Raw genomic sequence first — 20,544 nt, 5'->3', positions numbered from 1 at the left:
TAACATAAACTCCTTTTCTATAGATTAATAAGAGATAATTTCTCTCTTACTTATTTACGAGCATTATTTTTTCCAATAAAGAAAATGAATAATTTTACTTTATATTTATATGTATAATTTAGGTTATATACACAAATCCACGGCCTGTGGATAAACTTTATAAACGTATGGGGAAAAACTTGTCCACAGATTACTAACAGTTGTGGATAATAAAAAATCGCATATTTCGTTTGAAAAAGTAAAACACAGATATCGTATCAAAAAAACGTAGTGATTACAAGATATTTTAAAGTTATCCACAATATTAAAATAATTAACAGTGAGAGTTGTCCACAGTATAGGAGTATGTTAAAAACATGTTCATAAGCTATGTGGATAATTTTTCTGTCGAAAATTGTTATTCACAGGAGTTTGGGAAAAAGCTATAAAGAATGTGGATAAGAATAAGAGAGAGGTTAGACTTGCGGTGTCTAAATAAATATTGACAAATATAGTATAGTTTTTATATAATATCGGAGACTGTCTAAGGAACATTTTAAAGATGATCACTCAGGAGGTGTCATATAGATGAAACGTACATTCCAACCAAATAGCCGTAAAAGAGCAAAAAATCACGGTTTCCGCGCACGTATGAGTACTAAGAACGGTCGCCGCGTAATAGCAGCACGTCGTGCAAAAGGAAGAAAAGTATTATCAGCATAATCATAAGTCCACTGACCAATTCAGTGGTCTTTTTTTTCTTTCAAAACGATTAGTTGGAGCAGGTGAATGGATGAATAAGAAACAACGTATTAAAAAAAATGCTGAATTCCAGCAAATTTTTAAAAAAGGCAAATCATTTGCGAACAGACAATTTGTTGTTTATAAGCTAGAAAACGAACATGACTTTTTTCGTATAGGGTTATCTGTCAGTAAAAAAGTTGGTAACGCCGTAGTTCGTAATCGTATTAAACGGTATATTCGCCAATCTTTTTTAGAGCTGAATGATTCAGTAGATACAAGCAAAGACTATATTATTATCGCCCGAAACTCGGCGGCCACATTAGATTTTCATGAAACGAAAAAGAGTCTGGAGCATGTTTTGAAAGTAGCAAAGGTTATAAAAAAGAAAAGCTAATGAAGTCTTTTCATTGAAGTGTTAAGATAGTGAAAGATAGAATGTATATTAATAGGGGGAAGAAGGTTGAAAAGAAAATTACCTTTACTATTATTATTAATAGTAATGACTGCTTTACTAGCGGGTTGTACGGAATTCAATGAGCCGATCTATAATACTTCGGAAGGCTTCTGGAATGAATACATCGTTTGGCCATTAGTGTCAGCCATAACGTTTTTTAAAGGAATTTTAGGAACGTATGGTTTGGGGATTATTGCTGTTACGATTATTATTCGATTAGTAATCTTACCATTAATGATCAAGCAAACAAAAAACTCTAAAGCAATGCAAGAGATACAGCCAGAGATGCTTAAGCTGAAAGAAAAATACAGTTCAAAAGATGCTGTAACACAACAAAAGTTCCAACAGGAAATGATGGCTTTATACAAAGATAGAAAGATTAACCCTGCTGCAGGATGTCTACCAGTCTTTATACAAATGCCAATCTTAATCGGTTTCTACCACGCAATTAGCCGAATGAATAATACTCCTGAGATTAATTTGGGAGATTTCTTGGGCTTTGCTTTAGCAGAACCGAGTATTATTCTTGCAGTATTAGCTGGTATTATGCAATTAATAGTGTTAAGAACTGGTCCAGCGATGGACAACCCTCAAATGAAGATCATGATGTATATAATGCCATTTATGATTATGGGATTTGGTATCGTATTACCAGCCGCATTAACATTGTATTGGGTAATCGGTAATATTATTTCTATAATCCAAAATTTATTCATTTATAAACCTTGGAACAAAGAAAAGAAAGTACCTGTTAAAGCAAAAACGGGAGGGGCCAAAAAATGAAGCAGATTACACAGACTGCACCTACGAAAGAGGAAGCTATAAACGTTGCACTAAAAAAACTTGAAGTATCGAGAGAAGATGTGTCAATTACCGTAGTGGAAGAAGGTAAAAAGGGCTTTTTAGGATTTGGAGCAAAGCCTGCAGTTGTTGAAGTAACTGTTTTAATAAAAGAAGAGCCTTCTAAGGAAGTTATTATTGAGGAACATGTAAAAGAGTCAATAACTGAAAAGACATTTCCGGATGAATCCTCTGTAAAAGAAGACATAAAGGAAATGATAGAATCCAGTGAGACACCAAGTAACGAAGAAGCGGTAGCAGAAACTATCCAATATATCAAAACTATCGCTAAGGAAATGGAAATAGAGGATTTAGTCATTACAGAAAAAAGAGAAGGCAAATTTATTTATCTCCACTTAAATAGTGAGAAAGCAGCATTGTTAATAGGGAAACGAGGTCAAACATTAAATGCTTTAGAAAAACTATCCCAATTAGTTGCTAACAAATTTTCTCAATCATTTATCCTTATAAAGCTAGATGTTGGTAATTACCGTGAAAGAAGACAAGAATCTTTAGAACAATTAGCTGAGCGTATGGCAGATAAAGCAGTACGTACAGGGCAACCAGTTGAATTTGAGCCTATGTCCTCATCAGAGAGAAAGATTATTCATAATGCTTTATCTTCGAGAGTAGATATAGAAACTTACTCAGTGGGAACTGAGCCAAACAGATATTTAGTTATAGAATCAATAAAATAAGCAAAACGGGTTTTAGCTTAATTACAAGCTGAAATCCGTTTTCTTCTTTTGAGTGCACGCTTTGTTCTTAAATACAACTCGGCAAAAGCTCTATACTATAAAGTCAAACTTTTATTTAAAGCGTAAAGGAAACCATTATGGAGGGATGTTTTATTGGATTTCATAGAGCGTCTATAATTTTTGTTAAAAATGTATACAGTGAAGCGTAAACTCAAGCGTGTTGGGCAAAATATATTTTTAATAAGAAAAATAATATAATTTCCTGGAGTTAGCAAATAATTACTTGGAAGCGTGCTATTTTTGTTCACATAATTAAAAGTAACTATGCTTCTGATTTAGGCTAAAATATGTTATTGTTATATGTTAGATAGTCATGTTCGTTTTAGTTATTCACATGTGGATAACTAAATGTGCAAGGAGGTGTACGTTGATGGAATTTGATACAATAGCTGCAATTTCTACTCCATTAGGAGAAGGAGCAATAGCTATAGTTAGACTTAGTGGGACAGAGGCGATTTCAATAGCAAATAAGGTTTTCCGTTCGCCAAATGGAAAAAACTTAGCAGAGCAGCCCTCACATACCATTCATTATGGACACTTAGTCGATCCAAAGACCAATGATGTAGTAGAAGAAGTCATGATCTCTCTTATGAAAGGTCCAAAGACGTTTACGAGAGAAGACGTAGTAGAGATAAATTGTCACGGTGGACTAGTTACAGTTAATAGAGTCCTCCAGTTAATACTTATAAATGGTGCACGGCTTGCGGAACCTGGTGAGTTTACAAAACGTGCTTTTTTAAATGGACGAATAGATCTGTCACAAGCTGAAGCAGTAATGGATTTAATAAGGGCGAAAACGGACAAAGCGATGAATGTGGCTTTGGGTCAAATGGACGGTCGTTTATCAAGGCTTATTAAGACATTAAGACAAGCCCTCCTTGAGACTTTAGCTCAAGTTGAGGTGAACATTGATTATCCAGAATATGACGATGTTGAAGAGATGACGCTTCCTATGATGATTGAAAAAGGAACCTGGGTGAAGGAAGAGATTGAAAAGCTATTAATTACTTCTTCCCAAGGGAAAATCCTAAGAGAAGGTCTTTCCACTGCTATTGTTGGAAGACCGAATGTAGGAAAATCATCTCTTTTAAATAGTTTAATTCAAGAAAATAAGGCAATTGTTACAGAAATAGCAGGAACTACAAGAGATATTATAGAAGAATATGTAAATGTACGTGGAGTCCCTTTGAAGTTGGTTGACACAGCGGGTATTCGAGAAACAGAGGATATAGTGGAACGGATTGGTGTAGAAAAATCACGCCAAGTTTTGAAAGAAGCGGATTTAATATTGCTTGTTTTAAATAACGCTGAACATCTATCCGACGAGGATAAAAGAATATTCGAGACTATTAAAGGAATGGATTATATTGTCATTATTAATAAGACAGATCTTCCTAACAAACTAAATTATGATGAAGTGAAGCAACTGGCAGGTGACAAGCGAGTAGTAACTACTTCTTTATTAAAAGAAGAGGGAATTGATGAGCTAGAAGAGTCAATATCATCCTTGTTCTTTGAAGGAAATATTGAAGTATCGGACATCACCTATGTATCTAACGCTCGCCATATTGCTTTGTTGAATTTAGCTAAATCCACGATTACCGATGCTATAGAAGCAGCACATAATCATGTGCCGGTAGACATGATACAAATAGATGTCACTAGAACATGGGAAATATTAGGAGAGATAATTGGGGATACAGTTGAAGAAAGTTTGATTGACCAATTATTTGCTCAATTTTGTTTAGGAAAATAAAAAACGAGAGGAAGTTACGAACATGCCAAACTTTGAAGCAGGCAAGTTCGATGTGATTGTTGTTGGAGCAGGGCATGCCGGTGTTGAAGCCGCTTTAGCCGCTGCCAAAATGGGTGCAAAAACGCTTGTTTTAACAATAAATCTTGATATGATTGCATTTATGCCATGTAATCCATCCATCGGAGGCCCTGCAAAAGGAATTGTTGTGCGTGAAATTGACGCATTAGGCGGCGCCATGGGTAAAGTGATAGATAGAACTCACATTCAAATGAGAATGTTGAATACAGGAAAGGGGCCAGCTGTTCGTGCACTTAGAGCACAAGCAGATAAGGTTCTATACCAAAATGAGATGAAAAGATTGCTTGAGGAACAAGATAATCTTACAGTCCATCAAGCAGTTGTCGAAGAGCTTCTAGTAGAAGATGAAAAAATTGTTGGTCTAATTACACAAGTTGGAGCAGTTTATCGTTCTGAAACTGTTGTAATTACTACGGGGACGTTTTTACGCGGTGAAATTATTATTGGGGATCTTAAATATTCTAGCGGACCAAATAACCAACAGCCGTCCATTAAACTAGCAGATAGCATTCGTGATTTAGGCTTTGATCTAGTACGTTTTAAAACGGGAACTCCACCGCGTGTAAATAGTAAAACAATAGATTATAGTAAAACAGAGATTCAGCCAGGAGATGATGTTCCTAGAGCATTCAGCTTTGAAACTACTGAATTTATTATGGATCAATTACCATGTTGGTTAACTTATACGAGCTCAGAAACACATCAAATTATTAACGATAACTTACATTTGTCTCCAATGTATTCTGGTATGATTAAAGGAACAGGTCCAAGATACTGTCCTTCCATTGAAGATAAAATTGTAAGATTTAATGATAAACCACGTCATCAAATTTTCCTTGAGCCTGAGGGACGAAACACGAGAGAAGTTTATGTGCAAGGTCTTTCGACAAGTCTTCCGGAGCACGTACAGCGTAGACTTTTGGCTTCAATTCCAGGGTTAGAAAATGCAGAAATGATGCGCGCAGGTTATGCAATTGAATATGATGCAATGGTACCAACGCAGCTATGGCCTACACTAGAAACCAAAAAAGTGAAAAACTTATATACAGCTGGACAAATTAATGGAACTTCCGGATATGAAGAAGCAGCAGCGCAAGGTTTAATGGCAGGAATTAACGCTGCGCTTAGAGTATTTAATAAGGAAGAGAGAGTACTTAGCCGCTCGGATGCCTATATTGGAGTTCTTATAGATGATTTAGTTACAAAAGGTACTAATGAGCCTTATCGTTTATTGACTTCAAGAGCGGAATATCGCTTATTGTTACGCCATGACAATGCAGATTTAAGATTGTTAGAAATTGGATATAATATTGGCTTAGTGCCAGAAGAGCGGTATAATAAATTCTTAGAGAAAAAGAAAAGAATTGAAGAAGAACTTAAACGTTTACGTTCGATTATTATAAAACCAAATGAGGATACTCAAGAGGTTATTCGTAATGCTGGTGGAAGTGAGCTAAAAGATGGTATTCGAGCTTCCGATTTACTAAAAAGAACAGAAATGAATTATGACTTAGTTGCACAGCTTGTTCCCCTAGAAGTAGAGCTTAACGAAGAAGAAAAGGAACAAATTGAAATACAAGTTAAATACGAAGGTTATATAGAAAAATCTCTTCAACAAGTAGAAAAGCTTAAAAAAATGGAGAATAAAAAAATCCCTGATCAAATTGATTACAATGCAATCTCCGGACTAGCAACTGAAGCAAAACAAAAGTTAATGCAAGTTAGACCACTATCAATTGCACAAGCATCTCGTATTTCAGGAGTAAACCCAGCGGATATTTCTATTCTACTTATTTACATTGAGCAAGGTAAAATAGCTAAAATTACTGGATAGTCTTAAACAATGAGGAGAACAACATGAACGAAGAACAATTTAAAAAAGCCCTCTCTGAAAAGGGAATTGAGCTAACGGAAGTACAGTTAGGACAATTTAGAAAATACTTTGAATTACTTGTGGAATGGAACGAGAAAATGAATTTAACAGCTATTACAGATGAACCATCTGTATATTTAAAACATTTTTTTGATTCTATAAGTGCTTCTTTTTATGAGGATTTTAGTGGTTCCTTTACTGTATGTGATGTTGGAGCAGGGGCAGGGTTTCCAAGTATTCCATTGAAAATTTGTTTTCCAAATCTTAAAGTGACAATTGTTGATTCCTTAAATAAGAGAATTCAATTTTTAACTCATTTAAGCAAGGAATTAAATTTAAAGGATGTACATTTTGTTCATGCTCGTGCTGAGGAATTTGGACAAAATAAGGATTATAGAGAGCAATATGATCTTGTTACCGCTAGAGCGGTAGCAAGACTCTCTGTACTTTCAGAGCTATGTATTCCACTTGTAAAAGTTGGAGGAAAATTTATAGCAATGAAAGCTGCAAGTGCATTAGATGAATTAAATGATGCGCAAAGAGCTATTAATATATTAGGCTCTGAAAAAAGTGCGGAGTATTCTTTTCTATTACCGATAGAAAATAGTGAGAGAACGTTATATGTCTTTTCTAAAATTAAAAGCACACCGAAAAGATACCCTCGAAAACCAGGTATACCAAATAAGACTCCTATTATTTAATGAGGAACGTTCCACGTGAAACATTATTAAATTATTTTCTTTATCGAGAACATAAGTAAAGAGTATCTAAAAGGTGGTGCTAGTTAGATGAAAAGTCCTTTCTCACGTTTTTTCGGAGGTTCTGAAAAGCAAGGACAAGATCCAGTCGTTGAGGCTACGCAGACTAATAACGAAGAAGTAGTACATGTAGCCATAGAGAAGATAGTTCCTAATAGGTTTCAGCCTAGGACTGTTTTTGATGATGCAAAAATAGAAGAGCTGGCACGTACAATTCATACACACGGAGTAATTCAACCTATTGTCATTCGAAAAATGGAAGATAATAAGTATGAAATAATAGCAGGTGAACGCCGTTTCCGTGCGATGTCCAAGTTGAAATGGACAGAGGTTCCTGCCATTGTACGTAATTTAAGTGATAAAGAGACAGCATCTATTGCATTGATTGAAAACCTTCAAAGAGAAGAACTGACTGCAATAGAAGAAGCTGTGGCATATCAGAAACTATTAAAGCTACATGAGTTAACGCAAGAGGCGCTAGCTCAAAGGTTAGGCAAGGGTCAATCTACCGTTGCCAATAAATTGCGCTTGCTAAAATTACCTAAAGAGATCCAACAAGCAATAATGGATAAAAGGTTATCTGAAAGACATGCTAGGTCCCTCATGCAAGTGAAGGATGAAGAAGTACAAATCAAGTTAATGAACGAATCTATTGAACAGCAATGGAACGTGAAGCAACTAGAAGAAAAAGTGAATGAAATTGTTAATCCTCCTGTAAAAGAGGAAAAGAATGCTTCAAAGCCTAAAAGAAAAGCGATTAGTAAAGACGTGCGTATTGCTTTAAATACAATTAAGCAATCACTTAGTATGGTGACTAAAAGCGGAATCAATTTAAAAACAGAAGAAGAAGACACGGAAGATTTTTATCAAATTACAGTAAGAATTCCTAAGAAGAAATCATAAATAGAAATTATACTATATTTATTTTTATATTAAACTCTCACTATTTTGTGAGAGTTTTTCTTTTAATACAATAATAACATTCATTTTTCTGTAAAATTTGATAGAATGGTAGAGAGTTGTTTTTATTTTTATGAAAGTAGGTGCAAGAGTGGGAAGAATTATTGCAATAGCCAACCAAAAAGGTGGTGTAGGTAAGACTACTACATCAGTGAACCTCAGTGCCTGCCTTGCATACTTGGGCAAGAAGGTTTTGTTGGTGGACATTGATCCTCAAGGAAATGCTTCTAGTGGAGTTGGAGTTAATAAAGGCGATGTAAATCAATGTATTTATGATGTGTTAATAGATGATGTAAGTGTGAAAGATACTATTTTAGAAACGAAAGTAGAGAATTTACATATAGTTCCTGCTACCATTTCTTTAGCTGGTGCAGAAATAGAACTAGTATCTACCATTTCCAGAGAAGTACGATTAAAAAAAGCGCTTCAGGAAGTACAAGCTGACTATGATTTTATTATTATAGATTGTCCTCCTTCACTTGGTCTATTAACCATTAATTCGCTTACTGCTGCTGATGCTATTATTATTCCAGTACAGTGTGAATTTTACGCATTAGAAGGATTAAGTCAGTTATTAAGTACCATTAGATTGGTTCAAAAACATTTAAACAAAACTCTAGCAATTGATGGAGTATTATTAACAATGTTTGATGCAAGAACTAATTTAGGTATACAAGTTATTGAAGAAGTTAAAAAATATTTTCAAGATAAAGTTTATAAATCTATTATTCCAAGAAATGTTCGTTTAAGTGAAGCGCCAAGTCATGGGGAGCCAATTATTATTTATGATCCAAAGTCAAGAGGGGCAGAAGTGTATTTAGAACTTGCGAAGGAAGTGATTCGTCATGGCTAAAGGGCTAGGAAAGGGAATTAACGCTCTTTTTCCCGGAGAAGATACTAAACCAGAAGAAAAGGTAGAGCAGATCACTATAGCTGATATTAGACCGAACCCATATCAACCTAGAAAAATATTTGATGATGAAGCATTAATAGAGTTATCTGAATCTATTAAAGAACATGGTGTCCTGCAACCTATTATAGTTAGAAAAAAGGGTTCTAAGTTTGAGATAGTGGTTGGTGAACGTAGATTTAGAGCCTCAAAGAAAGTTCATTTAGAAGAAATTCCGGCTGTTATTAGAGACTTTAACGATCAACAAATGATGGAGCTTGCGATTCTAGAAAACCTACAAAGAGAAGATTTGACTCCGATAGAAGAAGCAGAGGCTTATCAAAATCTAATGGAAAACCTAGGATTAACCCAAGAACAATTAGCCTTTAGACTAGGGAAAAGTAGACCGCACATCGCAAATCATATTCGTTTACTTTCTTTACCTGAAATAGTTAGAAATGCGGTTTCCGAAGGTAAGCTTTCCATGGGACATGGTAAAGCATTATTAGGTTTAAAAAAGAAAAAAAATATACCTTTAATTATGCAAAAGACTATTAAAGAGAATCTCAATGTAAGGCAGCTAGAAGCGTTAGTCCAAAGATTAAATGCAAATGTTCCACGTGAAACAAAAAAGGTAGAAAAGGATATTTTTACTTTGGAAAAGGAATCTGAACTAAGAGAGTTTTTTGGAACAGCAGTAAAGATTACGAAGAATGAAGAAAAAGAAAAGGGTAAAATAGAAATTGAATTTTACTCTAAAGATGATTTAGAAAGAATTTTGAAACTGCTTGAGGATTAAAAATGACCTATTTCTGGGGCAACCTGGAGATAGGTTATATTTTTAGGATGAAAAGAGGATAAGTAATGGTATTATTCGGGGCATTGATCAATGCATTACTAATTATAATTGGTTCACTAATTGGTCGACTTTTAAAGGGAATTCCAGAAAATATGAAACAGACCGTTATGTATGCTATTGGTATAGTTGTTATAGTAATGGGTGTTCAAATGGGATTGGAAAGTAGTAATTTCGTCATTATCATTATCTGTATCGTCCTTGGAGCAGTAGTTGGAGAATGGATTGACATAGATAAGTGGATTAACAGGCTCGGCCAAATGATAGAACTAAAATTTGGTTCTAAAAAACAGGATGGAAGTATTGCCCAAGGATTTGTTACAAGTACTTTAATCTTTGTTATCGGAGCTATGGGAGTTTTAGGCGCTTTAAATAGTGGTCTGCAAAATGATCATGATTTGTTAGTAAGTAAAGGAATCATAGATGGTTTTACCGCAGTTATTCTTTCTGCAACTTTAGGAATAGGAGTTATACTGTCATCAATTCCCGTTGTAGTATATCAAGGAGCAATCGCGTTGTTAGCTACTCAAATAACAAGATTAGTACCAGAAGCTGCACTTGAAATGTTTCTTCAGGAAATGACAGCTGCTGGTGGAATTATGATTATAGGAATTGGGACGAATTTATTAGGACTGACTAAAATTAGAGTCGCAAATCTATTGCCTTGTTTAGTTTTTGTTGGTATTGTAGTTGCTATTATTTTTTAAATTATATCTATGCCAAGCAAGGAGGAGGGAACGAGAAATTACTTTTCCCATCTCAAAAGTAAGGTTTAGACGTGTGCTTTGCAATACATTATATTCCATGAAACCACCTATGTTAACAATTGCTTTAATAGAAATTTCTCCAATGGGAGGTAAGTCTTTTTTTACAGCTTTACCTGGATAAAGAGGTCCGGGGTGGATAATTATTTCACCGATGTTATTCGCATTTCCTAAGCAGGCATCAATTGCAACGATAAAAGGCTTATCCGGTGAGTTATAAAGGGTATTGGTAGTTTCCTCTAAATTCAATGCATGAAGGGGATTATCCAATGTCCCTACAATTTCAAAAGGAAAAGAAACGAGCTGAGTTAAAAAAGACCCGGTCATTGGCCCCAAGGCATCTCCAGTAGAGCGATCTGTACCAATACAACAAAAAACAAGATTTGTATGATCAAAAGGAATATATTCTAAAAAGTAATTGCTTAATCGCCAAATAACGCCAGTTTCTTTATAATAGATAGTGGAGACTTGAGGGATCGAGTTGAGTTGAGAAGTCATATATATATAAACTCGCTTTCTTTTTTTAAATTAGTATATGCCTTGAAGAAAATATTTATTCAATGAGGTGGAGATTACAATGACTGCAATGTATCAACGAGTAGAAGCATACATACTAGATGAGAAAAATTGGATAGATTTAGGGCTAATATGTATTAAAATATTTTTTATTCTAATTCTTGCAACAGTCGTTATTAGAATTGGTAAAACGGTTATTAATAGAGTTTTTACAGTAAGACAAAGAAGCCCTTTAAGATATTCAGAAAGAAGACAAAATACACTAATAAAATTATTAGAAAATATTTTAACTTATGCAGTATATTTCACAGCAATTCTAGCAATTTTATCTACTTTTCATATTGATGTAAGGGGGTTAATTGCAGGAGCGGGAGTGATAGGCTTAGCGATAGGATTTGGCGCACAAAGCTTAGTAAAGGATGTTATTACTGGTTTTTTCATTGTATTTGAGGATCAGTTTGCCGTAGGAGATGAGGTACAAATCGGAACCTCCAGAGGTATAGTAGAAGAAATAGGTTTAAGGACAACTAAAGTCAAAAGCCCAATTGGGGAGCTTTTTATCATACCGAATGGGACAATATCTAACGTAGTTAACTATTCCGTTTTCAATACCATTGTTCTGATTGATATAAAGGTATCTTATGAATCAGATATTCAGGCAGTAGAGAAAATGTTGAGGGGTTTTTTGGGAAGTTTAAATACTAAGTATGAAGAGCTTGTGAAAGTTCCAGAGATATTAGGGGTGCAGGAAATATCATCAGATGATTTAGTGCTTAGAATTGGAGTAGAGACCATCCCAATAATGCAGGATGACATTGCAAGAAAAATTAGAAGAGACCTTAAGGAATTTTTAGAGCAATCTGGTGTAGATATTCCATATCCAATTGTCGTACGCAATGCAAAAAATGATGAGTAGGTGAGGTTAATGGAGAGAAAACAATTTCAATTGAATGACATTGTGGAGATGAAGAAACAACATCCATGTGGAACTAATCGCTGGAAGGTCATTCGATTAGGTGCAGACATTCGTATAAAATGTGAAGGATGCCAGCATAGCGTTATGATTCCGCGTGTAGAGTTTGAAAAGAAAATGAAAAAAGTGCTAGTTAAAGCAGAAGCAGAGTAAAGATAGACTTTTACCTTTAAAATAACTATAATAGACAGGTTAAAAGGAATCCGGTTAGTAAGAAAATTGAAGGGTTGTGACATATATGGCATTAACAGCAGGGATTGTCGGTTTACCAAATGTAGGGAAATCTACATTATTTAATGCAATAACAAAAGCAGGGGCTTTAGCTGCAAATTATCCGTTTGCGACAATTGATCCAAATGTGGGGATCGTTGAAGTACCAGATGCTCGTTTAGATAAATTAACAGAGTTAGTAGTTCCAAAGAAAACAGTACCGACTGCATTTGAATTTACAGATATTGCAGGTATTGTAGCAGGGGCTAGTAAAGGAGAAGGACTTGGAAACAAGTTTTTAGCACATATCCGTGAAGTAGATGCAATTTGTCAAGTTGTTCGTTGTTTTCAAGACGACAATATTACGCATGTTGCGGGCAAAGTAGATCCAATCTCTGACATAGAGGTTATTAATTTGGAATTAATCTTAGCGGATTTAGAAAGTGTGGATAAACGCTTATCTCGAGTAGCTAAGATGGCGAAACAAAAAGATAAAGAAGCAATGGTTGAAGAGCCAATTTTAACTCGTTTAAAAGAAGCATTTGAAGAAGGTAAGTCTGGTCGCTCAGTAGATTTTTCAGAGGATGAGTTGCGAGTTGTAAAAGGCCTTCACTTATTAACGATAAAACCAATGCTTTATGTAGCAAATGTATCTGAGGATGACATTATGGAATCAGAAGATAATGAGTATGTACAAAAAGTACGTGCATTTGCAGCAGAAGAGGGAGCTCAAGTTATCGTAGTATGTGCGAAAATTGAGGAAGAGATGGCAGCTTTAGAGGACGATGAGAAACAAATGTTCTTAGAAGAGCTAGGTATTCAAGAGTCTGGTTTAGATCAGCTTATTAAAGCTTCTTATTCTTTACTTGGACTGGCTACTTACTTTACAGCAGGAGTCCAAGAGGTACGTGCTTGGACATTCCGTAAGGGTATGAAGGCACCACAATGTGCTGGAGTAATTCACTCTGACTTTGAAAAAGGCTTCATTCGTGCAGAAACAGTTGCATACGATGATTTGGTTGATGCTGGTTCAATGTCCGCTGCTAAAGAAGCAGGGAAGGTTCGTTTAGAGGGTAAAGAGTATATTGTACAAGATGGGGACGTAATGTTATTCCGTTTCAACGTTTAAGTTGTATTGTATAAGCTTAATAGCAACTAAATTCTAAAGTAAAAACCGGTCTGCTTATGCGGACCGGTTTTCTTCTATAACGTATAGGATTGGTAGAGCAGGATCATCTTTAATAAGAATATCATTAGGATATTTTCTCAATTTTCTATACATAGCAAAGTCGCCAGCAGCACCGGCTACTAACCATGCACCTAAAAGCACAAGGAGAGGAGATTCAATACCATAACCAAATAACATAGGGATAATTCCTGTTGTCCAAAAGGGAAGTAAGAGAGCTTTTTTCATCGATTTATTAGGAATGGGAATAGAGGTAGTTGCATAGGCAACCCCTAATTTAAGATTGACACCATAATCCATCTTGTTCCAGGGTACCTTTCCAAAGGCCCAAAACCCGATTAAATGGAATGCTTCATGTAACACAATTAACAGGAGATATCCTATAAGAAATAAGAAGATTCCTAAGAGACTAAAATTAATCTCAAATTCTTTATAAACTAAAATATATATTATTAAGCCTAATAAGGAAAAGACTATGGTCATCCATAAACTTTGCCATGCTACCTTTTTAATATCAATCTCTATTAATGTTAGAATAGAATCTTTTTTCTCCAATACAATTCCCCCTTTTATACAAATATACATTAATAAATAAAATAAGAACAATCTCTCCTTGAAAAAAATAACAGCTTGTGGTACAATAAGTTGATGTGAGTAATATCATTACTTGCTCCTTGTCGGCTGGTGACAGTTCGACCAAAGACCATAGGGAGGTGTAAATAGATGAGAAAGTACGAATTAATGTACATTATCCAACCAGCAATCGAAGAAGATGCAAAGAAGGCTTTAGTTGAGCGTTTCAATGAAATCTTAACTTCAAATGGTGCTGAGATCATCGAAGCTAAAGAGTGGGGTAAACGCCGCTTAGCTTACGAAATCAATGACTTACGTGAAGGTTTCTACCAAATCGTTAAAGTAAACGCTGATTCTAGAGCAATCGATGAATACATTCGTTTAGCTAACATCAATGAAGACATTATCCGTCACATTGCTGTTCGTATCGACGATAAATAAGAAAATCGACTATCATGCTGAACGAGGGAGGTTATTAACTGATGATTAACCGTGTCGTATTAGTTGGAAGACTAACAAAAGATCCGGAACTTCGATATACGCCAAGTGGTGTTGCAATGGCTAGATTTACACTTGCTGTAAATCGTACATTCTCTAACCAACAAGGCGAAAGAGAAGCTGATTTTATCAACTGTGTCGTTTGGAGAAAACAAGCGGAAAACACAGCCAATTTCTTGAAAAAAGGAAGCTTGGCAGGTGTAGAAGGGCGTATTCAAACGGGTAGTTATGAAGGACAAGATGGGAAACGCGTTTATACGACAGACGTTGTCGCAGACAGCGTTCAGTTCTTAGAACCACGCGGTAGCTCTGGTGATCGTGGCCAAGGTGGACAATCATATGGCGGCGGACAACAACAGAACTCTTATCCGACATATCAGCAAAACCAACCAATGAATCAGCAAAACTATACACGTGTAGATGAAGATCCATTTGGAAATAGTAGTGGTCCGATTGAAGTATCTGATGACGACCTACCATTCTAAAATCTTCTTGCACGTTTTACTTTAATCGAAAAGGAGGCAACCTATTATGGCACCACGTCGCGGAGGCAAAAGACGCCGTAAAGTTTGTTACTTCACTGCTAACAACATCACACACATCGATTATAAAGATGTAGATTTGTTGAAAAAATTCGTGTCAGAACGTGGGAAAATTCTTCCACGTCGTGTGACAGGAACTAGCGCGAAGTACCAACGTAAGTTAACACGAGCTATCAAAGTATCTCGTATCATGGCTTTACTTCCATTCTCTTCTGAAGAGAGATAAGTATATAAATCGAAGACCGGGAAACCGGTCTTTTTTTGTTCTCTTTTTTAAAGGATAGGAACTATCATTTAACCTTTTGGATTTAATAATTTATTGTCTATACCCTATTAATGTATTGTTACTGGTTTTAACACCTTGAGACAAATTTAGCGGAACAGATTAAACAATTGTGAACAATGGGTGATGGCTTAAGGAAAGCAACCATACGTGATTCATAAACTATAAGAGAATAGGTATGTAGTATAAGAAACTATCTTTATATGGAGTCACATAGGCTTTTCATATCATGTAATTTTAGTTGTACTTGAAAATCTGTTACAATGGATAGATGATTATAATAAAGGAAGGTCGATCATGCAAAAGAATCAGTCAAGCTATTTAACGTTTGGATCTTTAATGATTGCACTATTTGCTATTCTCATAGCAATGTCTGTGTATGTTCCGATTCTAACAATTATCACATCCTTAATAGCACCCTTACCGTTAGCTTGGTATAGTGCAAAATTTGAAAGAAAAGAATCGCTACTTGTTATGGTTGTAGCAATATTTATATCTTTTATTATTGGAGGTATAGTAGGTTTAACACTTGGATTAGTTGTAGGGCCAGTTGGTTTTATAATAGGAGATTCTTTACGAAAAAAGCAGTCCAAGCTATACATGCTAATGGCTGCAGGAATATTCGTACTACTCATGACTGCTGTGCAATACATAATTTCTATTTTAGTTTTAAATATGAATCTGATAGAGCAATTTTTAGAGGGTACTAAAATATACTACGAGCAAGCGGGAAAAATACTGGAGACAGCTGGCCAAAAACCAAAGAACTACGATGAGATGGTTAAACAAATTATAATAGCATTCGAAGCAATGTTGCCAACGCTCTTTATTTTAATGGCGTTTTTCCAGGCATTTGTTTATGTATCTATTCTTTTACCCATCCTAAAGAAGTTAAAAGTACCAGTTCCAAAATTTCCTAAATATATGTATTTTAAATTACCAAAAGCAGTGTTGTGGTATTATTTAGTTGTAGCAATCATCTCCTTAGTCACTACATTTGAGGTAGGGACCTTTAGCTATATGCTAATCATAAATGCGACCTTCCTTTTAAGAGCATTACTGTTGTTACAAGGGATTTCGATTATTCAATATTATTTTCATGTACAGGGTTGGCCAAAGTGGAGTGCTATTTTAGCCACTTTTTTAGCAATTCCCCTAAATTCATTTGTAATAATCCTAGGTGTTTTAGATTTAGGATTTAATTTGCGAGCATATTTAAAAGACAGATTTAAGAAATAAGGAGCTGATCCAGTGGCGTCTTTTTTTAGAAAACGACCAATACGATATCCACTAATATTGTTTATGCTTCTCAGTGGAGTTGCATCTTATTTGCTTCTGTCTAACAACCTTTTAGTTGGATTACTATTTGCTCTCTTGGTTGTGGGAGTGTTTATATACGCTTGGGTAATTGAAAAGCGTGTTTATGAAGAGACAGAAAGGCATATAGAGACTCTTTCTTATCGTATGAAAAAGGTAGGGGAAGAGGCATTGCTTGAAATGCCAATAGGAATTATTTTGATAAATGACCAGCATATAATCGAATGGGCAAATCCCTATATGACTCAAAAGTTACCATTTGATACGATTATAGGGGAGGAGTTACTTTCCATATCTTCTGACTTTCAGCAGCTACTCAAGCAGGATGATTCAAAGGAAATGGTCATTTCTCTAGATGAACATGACTATAAGGTATTTTACAAGGCAGAGGAAAAGCTTCTATATTTCTTTGATATCACTGAGCAAGTTGAAATGGAATCACTTTACTATGGAGATCGAACTGTGATTGGTGTATTATTTATCGATAATTATGATGAGATATCGCAAGGCATGGACGATCAAACAAGAGGCCAATTAAACAGTATTGTTACTTCTACTGTAAATAATTGGGGAGCTAAACATGGGATATACGTTAAAAGAATATCGTCTGATCGTTTTTTAGCAGTTTTCAATGAATCCATTTTGTTGGAAGTGGAAAAAAGCAAATTCTCCATTTTGGATGATATCAGGGAAACTACCTCTAAGTTTGGATTCTCTTTAACACTTAGCGTTGGGGTGGGTGCAGGATCTACCTCTCTTGTAGAATTAGGAGAGCTTGCACAATCGAGTCTAGATTTAGTGCTTGGCCGTGGAGGTGACCAGGTTGCTATTAAGCACCCTAATGGAAAAGTGAAGTTCTATGGAGGCAAAACTAATCCAGTAGAGAAACGTACACGTGTTAGAGCAAGGGTGATCTCACATGCAATGAGAGATTTGATACAGGACAGCGATCAGGTACTCGTAATGGGTCATAAGTTCCCGGATATGGATGCGATTGGCTCAGCCGTAGGTGTAAGAAAGATGGTTGAGATGAACAAGATAGATGGCTACGTCGTGATTGATTTTAACGAGTTGGATAAAAGTGTACTTCGTCTAATGGACGAAATTAAAGAAAAACCTGATTTATATAAACGTTTTATTAGCCCTGAAGAGGCTATCAATAAAATGACTGAAAAGACTTTATTAGTTGTAGTAGATACCCATAAACCAAGTATGGTTATTGATGAAAAATTACTTCAAAAAGCTGAAAAAGTTGTAGTAATCGATCATCATCGTCGTGGAGAAGAGTTTATAACGAATACCATGCTTGTCTATATGGAGCCATATGCATCATCTACTTCAGAGTTGGTCACTGAGCTAATCGAATACCAACCGAAAAACGAAAAAATCACTATGCTAGAGGCTACATCTATGCTAGCAGGTATAATTGTTGATACGAAAAGTTTCACGCTTCGTACAGGGGCTAGAACGTTTGAGGCGGCCTCTTATCTTAGAACCCATGGAGCAGATACCATTTTGGTCCAACGCCTCTTAAAAGAGGATTTAGACACGTATATCGAACGCTCCAAAATTGTGCAGAACGTTGAATTCTTTAGAGAAGGAATTGCTATAGCACATGGAGATGAAGACACTAACTATAGCCAAGTGCTGCTTGCCCAGACTGCAGATATACTTTTAGCAATGAATAACGTATCAGCTTCCTTTGTAATAGGTCATAGAAGTGATTCTTCCGTAGCAATAAGTGCAAGGTCACTTGGTGAAGTAAATGTTCAAATAGTGATGGAAAAATTAAATGGTGGAGGGCATCTAACTAATGCCGCTACCCAACTAACAGATATAACAGTTCCAGAGGCTATTAATCAATTAAAACTAGCTATAATGGAAACAATCGAAGGAGGAAACGCAGAATGAAAGTAGTATTTTTAAAAGATGTTAAAGGTAAAGGTAAAAAAGGCGAGATTAAGAATGTAGCAGATGGTTATGCACACAATTTTTTGATCAAAAATAAACTTGCTGTGGAAGCAAATACAGCTGCAATTAGCGCTTTGGAGGGACAAAAGAAAAAGTCTGAAAAAGAAGCAGCAGAAGAATTAGCCGAAGCAAAAAAATTAAAAGAAAAGTTAGAACAGCTAACAGTTGAACTAAAAGCAAAATCAGGTAATGATGGCAGACTATTTGGTTCTGTTACTACTAAACAGGTTGCTGCACAATTAGATAAAGTTCATGGGATTAAAATAGATAAACGTAAAATGGAATTAGATGATGCAATTCGTGCTTTAGGATACACAAATGTACCTGTTAAGTTACACCACGAGGTAGTAGCAACATTAAAGGTGCATGTATCTGAAGAAGCGTAAGGAGAGAATTTTATGAGCGATCCATTATTGGACCGTGTCCCCCCACATAATCAAGAAGCTGAACAATCGGTCCTTGGAGCAATATTTTTAGAACCACAAGCTTTAATAACTGCAGCAGAGATCGTTATGCCAGAAGATTTTTATCGGGTAGCTCATCAAAAAATATTCCAAACGATGCTTCGCCTGAGTGATCAAGGGAAAGCAATTGATGTAGTAACGGTCACAGAAGAATTATCTTCTAAGAAGGAACTTGAAGATGTAGGAGGCATTTCCTACATCAGTGAAATAGCAAATGCTGTTCCTACTGCCGCTAATATAGGCCACTATGCAAAAATTGTGGAGGAAAAGTCAATTCTTCGCCGTCTTATACGAGTGGCTACGACCATAGTAGAAGATGGGTTTACGCGAGAAGACGAGGTAGAGGCGCTTTTATCCGAAGCAGAAAGAAAAATGATGGAGGTTGCCAATCGAAAGAATGCTGGTGACTTTAAACATATTAAAGATGTATTGGTAGAAACCTATGACAATATTGAAAAACTGCATACTAGAAAAGGTGACGTAACTGGTATTCCTACTGGTTTCCGTGATTTAGATCGTATTACGGCAGGGTTTCAACGTAACGATCTTATCATTGTAGCGGCACGTCCTTCTGTAGGAAAAACAGCTTTCGCGTTGAATGTAGCCCAAAACGTGGCTACGAAAACTGACGAGAACGTTGCAATCTTTAGTTTGGAGATGGGTGCTGAACAGCTTGTAATGCGTATGCTTTGTGCAGAGGGTAATATTGATGCTCAGGTGCTTAGAACAGGGGCCCTTACTACAGAGGATTGGCGCAAACTTACGATGGCGATGGGTAGTCTATCAAATGCTGGGATCTATATAGATGATACACCTGGTATAAGAGTAAATGAAATAAGAGCAAAGTGTAGACGACTGAAGCAGGAATCAGGTTTGGGAATGATTTTAATTGATTATTTGCAGCTTATTCAAGGAAGTGGCGGAAGCCAGGCGAATCGTCAACAAGAGGTTTCTGAAATCTCTCGTTCCTTAAAGGGTCTTGCCCGTGAGCTAAAGGTTCCTGTTATTGCCTTGTCTCAGCTGTCCCGTGGTGTAGAGCAACGACAAGATAAGAGACCAATGATGTCCGATTTACGTGAATCTGGATCGATTGAGCAAGATGCGGATATCGTTTCTTTCTTATATCGTGAGGATTATTACGATAAGGAAACAGAGAACCAGAACATGATTGAGATTATAATTGCTAAACAACGTAATGGTCCAACTGGAACCGTCACTTTAGCATTCGTGAAGGAATTCAATAAATTTGTTAATATTGATTGGAGCCAACACCAAGCTCCACCAGCATAAAGCAAACACGAA

23 protein-coding genes are annotated in these 20,544 nt (G+C 35.9%); 21 read left to right on the top strand and 2 right to left on the bottom strand.

Translation table 11 applies throughout. The features are described 5' to 3' along the window. The first annotated feature begins 567 nt into the window (after nucleotides 1–567). The 11 genes from rpmH to MKY94_RS21145 all read left to right on the top strand — a co-directional run bounded on the left by rpmH (nucleotide 568) and on the right by MKY94_RS21145 (nucleotide 10,652). A complete protein-coding gene (rpmH, locus tag MKY94_RS21195) occupies nucleotides 568–702 on the top strand; it encodes a 50S ribosomal protein L34 (protein ID WP_144540295.1) in 135 nt (44 codons plus the stop codon). A 70-nt stretch (nucleotides 703–772) separates the two neighbouring features. Further along, on the top strand, nucleotides 773–1,117 hold the full coding sequence (rnpA, locus tag MKY94_RS21190; protein WP_144540293.1) for a ribonuclease P protein component: 345 nt from the start codon (nucleotides 773–775) through the stop codon (nucleotides 1,115–1,117). Between the two features lie 66 nt (nucleotides 1,118–1,183). Further along, nucleotides 1,184–1,960 carry a membrane protein insertase YidC gene (yidC, locus tag MKY94_RS21185; protein ID WP_144540291.1) on the top strand — a complete coding sequence of 259 codons (777 nt, stop codon included), beginning with the start codon at nucleotides 1,184–1,186 and terminating at the stop codon, nucleotides 1,958–1,960. Then, nucleotides 1,957–2,715 (top strand): RNA-binding cell elongation regulator Jag/EloR, encoded by a 759-nt coding sequence (gene jag, locus MKY94_RS21180; RefSeq protein ID WP_144540289.1) that lies wholly within the window; start codon nucleotides 1,957–1,959, stop codon nucleotides 2,713–2,715. The genes yidC and jag overlap by 4 nt, the downstream gene beginning before the upstream one ends. Before the next feature lie 430 nt (nucleotides 2,716–3,145). Continuing rightward, a complete protein-coding gene (mnmE, locus tag MKY94_RS21175) occupies nucleotides 3,146–4,531 on the top strand; it encodes a tRNA uridine-5-carboxymethylaminomethyl(34) synthesis GTPase MnmE (RefSeq protein WP_144540287.1) in 1,386 nt (461 codons plus the stop codon). Nucleotides 4,532–4,553: 22 nt separating this feature from the next. Then, nucleotides 4,554–6,443, top strand: a complete 1,890-nt coding sequence (gene mnmG / locus MKY94_RS21170) for a tRNA uridine-5-carboxymethylaminomethyl(34) synthesis enzyme MnmG (RefSeq protein ID WP_340863943.1) — start codon at nucleotides 4,554–4,556, stop codon at nucleotides 6,441–6,443. Nucleotides 6,444–6,466: 23 nt separating this feature from the next. Continuing rightward, nucleotides 6,467–7,183 carry a 16S rRNA (guanine(527)-N(7))-methyltransferase RsmG gene (gene rsmG / locus MKY94_RS21165; RefSeq protein ID WP_144540283.1) on the top strand — a complete coding sequence of 239 codons (717 nt, stop codon included), beginning with the start codon at nucleotides 6,467–6,469 and terminating at the stop codon, nucleotides 7,181–7,183. A gap of 87 nt (nucleotides 7,184–7,270) precedes the next feature. Further along, nucleotides 7,271–8,143 carry a nucleoid occlusion protein gene (gene noc / locus MKY94_RS21160; RefSeq protein WP_144540281.1) on the top strand — a complete coding sequence of 291 codons (873 nt, stop codon included), beginning with the start codon at nucleotides 7,271–7,273 and terminating at the stop codon, nucleotides 8,141–8,143. A 148-nt stretch (nucleotides 8,144–8,291) separates the two neighbouring features. Beyond that, nucleotides 8,292–9,053: an AAA family ATPase gene (locus tag MKY94_RS21155; protein WP_144540333.1), complete on the top strand. Its 762-nt coding sequence runs from the start codon at nucleotides 8,292–8,294 to the stop codon at nucleotides 9,051–9,053. Then, nucleotides 9,046–9,888 (top strand): ParB/RepB/Spo0J family partition protein, encoded by an 843-nt coding sequence (locus MKY94_RS21150; protein WP_342577778.1) that lies wholly within the window; start codon nucleotides 9,046–9,048, stop codon nucleotides 9,886–9,888. The genes MKY94_RS21155 and MKY94_RS21150 overlap by 8 nt, the downstream gene beginning before the upstream one ends. Nucleotides 9,889–9,953: 65 nt before the next feature. After that, a complete protein-coding gene (locus tag MKY94_RS21145; RefSeq protein ID WP_144540277.1) occupies nucleotides 9,954–10,652 on the top strand; it encodes a DUF554 domain-containing protein in 699 nt (232 codons plus the stop codon). Here MKY94_RS21145 and yyaC read toward each other — a convergent pair. Next, on the bottom strand, nucleotides 10,614–11,207 hold the full coding sequence (gene yyaC, locus MKY94_RS21140; RefSeq protein ID WP_144540275.1) for a spore protease YyaC: 594 nt from the start codon (nucleotides 11,205–11,207) through the stop codon (nucleotides 10,614–10,616). The genes MKY94_RS21145 and yyaC overlap by 39 nt on opposite strands. A 79-nt stretch (nucleotides 11,208–11,286) precedes the next feature. On the opposite strand from yyaC, the gene MKY94_RS21135 reads away from it, so the two are divergent. The 3 genes from MKY94_RS21135 (at nucleotide 11,287) to ychF (ending at nucleotide 13,537) form a co-directional block, all read left to right on the top strand. After that, complete coding sequence (locus MKY94_RS21135; RefSeq protein WP_144540273.1) at nucleotides 11,287–12,141, top strand: mechanosensitive ion channel family protein; 855 nt, start codon at nucleotides 11,287–11,289, stop codon at nucleotides 12,139–12,141. Nucleotides 12,142–12,150: 9 nt separating this feature from the next. Then, on the top strand, nucleotides 12,151–12,351 hold the full coding sequence (locus tag MKY94_RS21130; protein WP_144540271.1) for a DUF951 domain-containing protein: 201 nt from the start codon (nucleotides 12,151–12,153) through the stop codon (nucleotides 12,349–12,351). Between the two features lie 85 nt (nucleotides 12,352–12,436). Next, the gene (ychF, locus tag MKY94_RS21125) at nucleotides 12,437–13,537 is read left to right on the top strand and encodes a redox-regulated ATPase YchF (RefSeq protein WP_144540269.1); all 1,101 of its coding nucleotides are present in this window, start codon (nucleotides 12,437–12,439) and stop codon (nucleotides 13,535–13,537) included. A gap of 54 nt (nucleotides 13,538–13,591) precedes the next feature. Here ychF and MKY94_RS21120 read toward each other — a convergent pair whose 3' ends face one another. Continuing rightward, complete coding sequence (locus MKY94_RS21120) at nucleotides 13,592–14,149, bottom strand: DUF3267 domain-containing protein (protein WP_342577777.1); 558 nt, start codon at nucleotides 14,147–14,149, stop codon at nucleotides 13,592–13,594. A gap of 168 nt (nucleotides 14,150–14,317) precedes the next feature. Here MKY94_RS21120 and rpsF point away from each other — a divergent pair, with 168 nt between their 5' ends. From rpsF to dnaB, 7 genes are all read left to right on the top strand, one after another. Next, nucleotides 14,318–14,608: a 30S ribosomal protein S6 gene (gene rpsF, locus MKY94_RS21115; RefSeq protein WP_144540267.1), complete on the top strand. Its 291-nt coding sequence runs from the start codon at nucleotides 14,318–14,320 to the stop codon at nucleotides 14,606–14,608. 41 nt (nucleotides 14,609–14,649) lie between these two features. Beyond that, nucleotides 14,650–15,150 (top strand): single-stranded DNA-binding protein, encoded by a 501-nt coding sequence (gene ssb, locus MKY94_RS21110; protein WP_144540265.1) that lies wholly within the window; start codon nucleotides 14,650–14,652, stop codon nucleotides 15,148–15,150. Between the two features lie 46 nt (nucleotides 15,151–15,196). Continuing rightward, a complete protein-coding gene (rpsR, locus tag MKY94_RS21105) occupies nucleotides 15,197–15,433 on the top strand; it encodes a 30S ribosomal protein S18 (protein WP_142540806.1) in 237 nt (78 codons plus the stop codon). A 354-nt stretch (nucleotides 15,434–15,787) separates the two neighbouring features. Beyond that, nucleotides 15,788–16,729 carry a DUF2232 domain-containing protein gene (locus MKY94_RS21100; RefSeq protein WP_144540263.1) on the top strand — a complete coding sequence of 314 codons (942 nt, stop codon included), beginning with the start codon at nucleotides 15,788–15,790 and terminating at the stop codon, nucleotides 16,727–16,729. Between the two features lie 12 nt (nucleotides 16,730–16,741). Next, nucleotides 16,742–18,718 carry a DHH family phosphoesterase gene (locus MKY94_RS21095; RefSeq protein WP_151111906.1) on the top strand — a complete coding sequence of 659 codons (1,977 nt, stop codon included), beginning with the start codon at nucleotides 16,742–16,744 and terminating at the stop codon, nucleotides 18,716–18,718. Next, nucleotides 18,715–19,164, top strand: a complete 450-nt coding sequence (gene rplI, locus MKY94_RS21090) for a 50S ribosomal protein L9 (RefSeq protein WP_144540261.1) — start codon at nucleotides 18,715–18,717, stop codon at nucleotides 19,162–19,164. The genes MKY94_RS21095 and rplI overlap by 4 nt, the downstream gene beginning before the upstream one ends. 12 nt (nucleotides 19,165–19,176) lie before the next feature. Further along, complete coding sequence (dnaB, locus tag MKY94_RS21085; protein ID WP_144540259.1) at nucleotides 19,177–20,532, top strand: replicative DNA helicase; 1,356 nt, start codon at nucleotides 19,177–19,179, stop codon at nucleotides 20,530–20,532. Nucleotides 20,533–20,544 lie beyond the last annotated feature (12 nt).

The organism is Psychrobacillus sp. FSL K6-2843, assembly GCF_038626375.1.
In the GTDB taxonomy this organism is placed as follows: Bacteria; Bacillota; Bacilli; order Bacillales_A; family Planococcaceae; genus Psychrobacillus; species Psychrobacillus faecigallinarum.
Note: the sequence above shows the minus strand (reverse complement) of the source record. Positions and strands in the feature narration are given on the sequence as shown.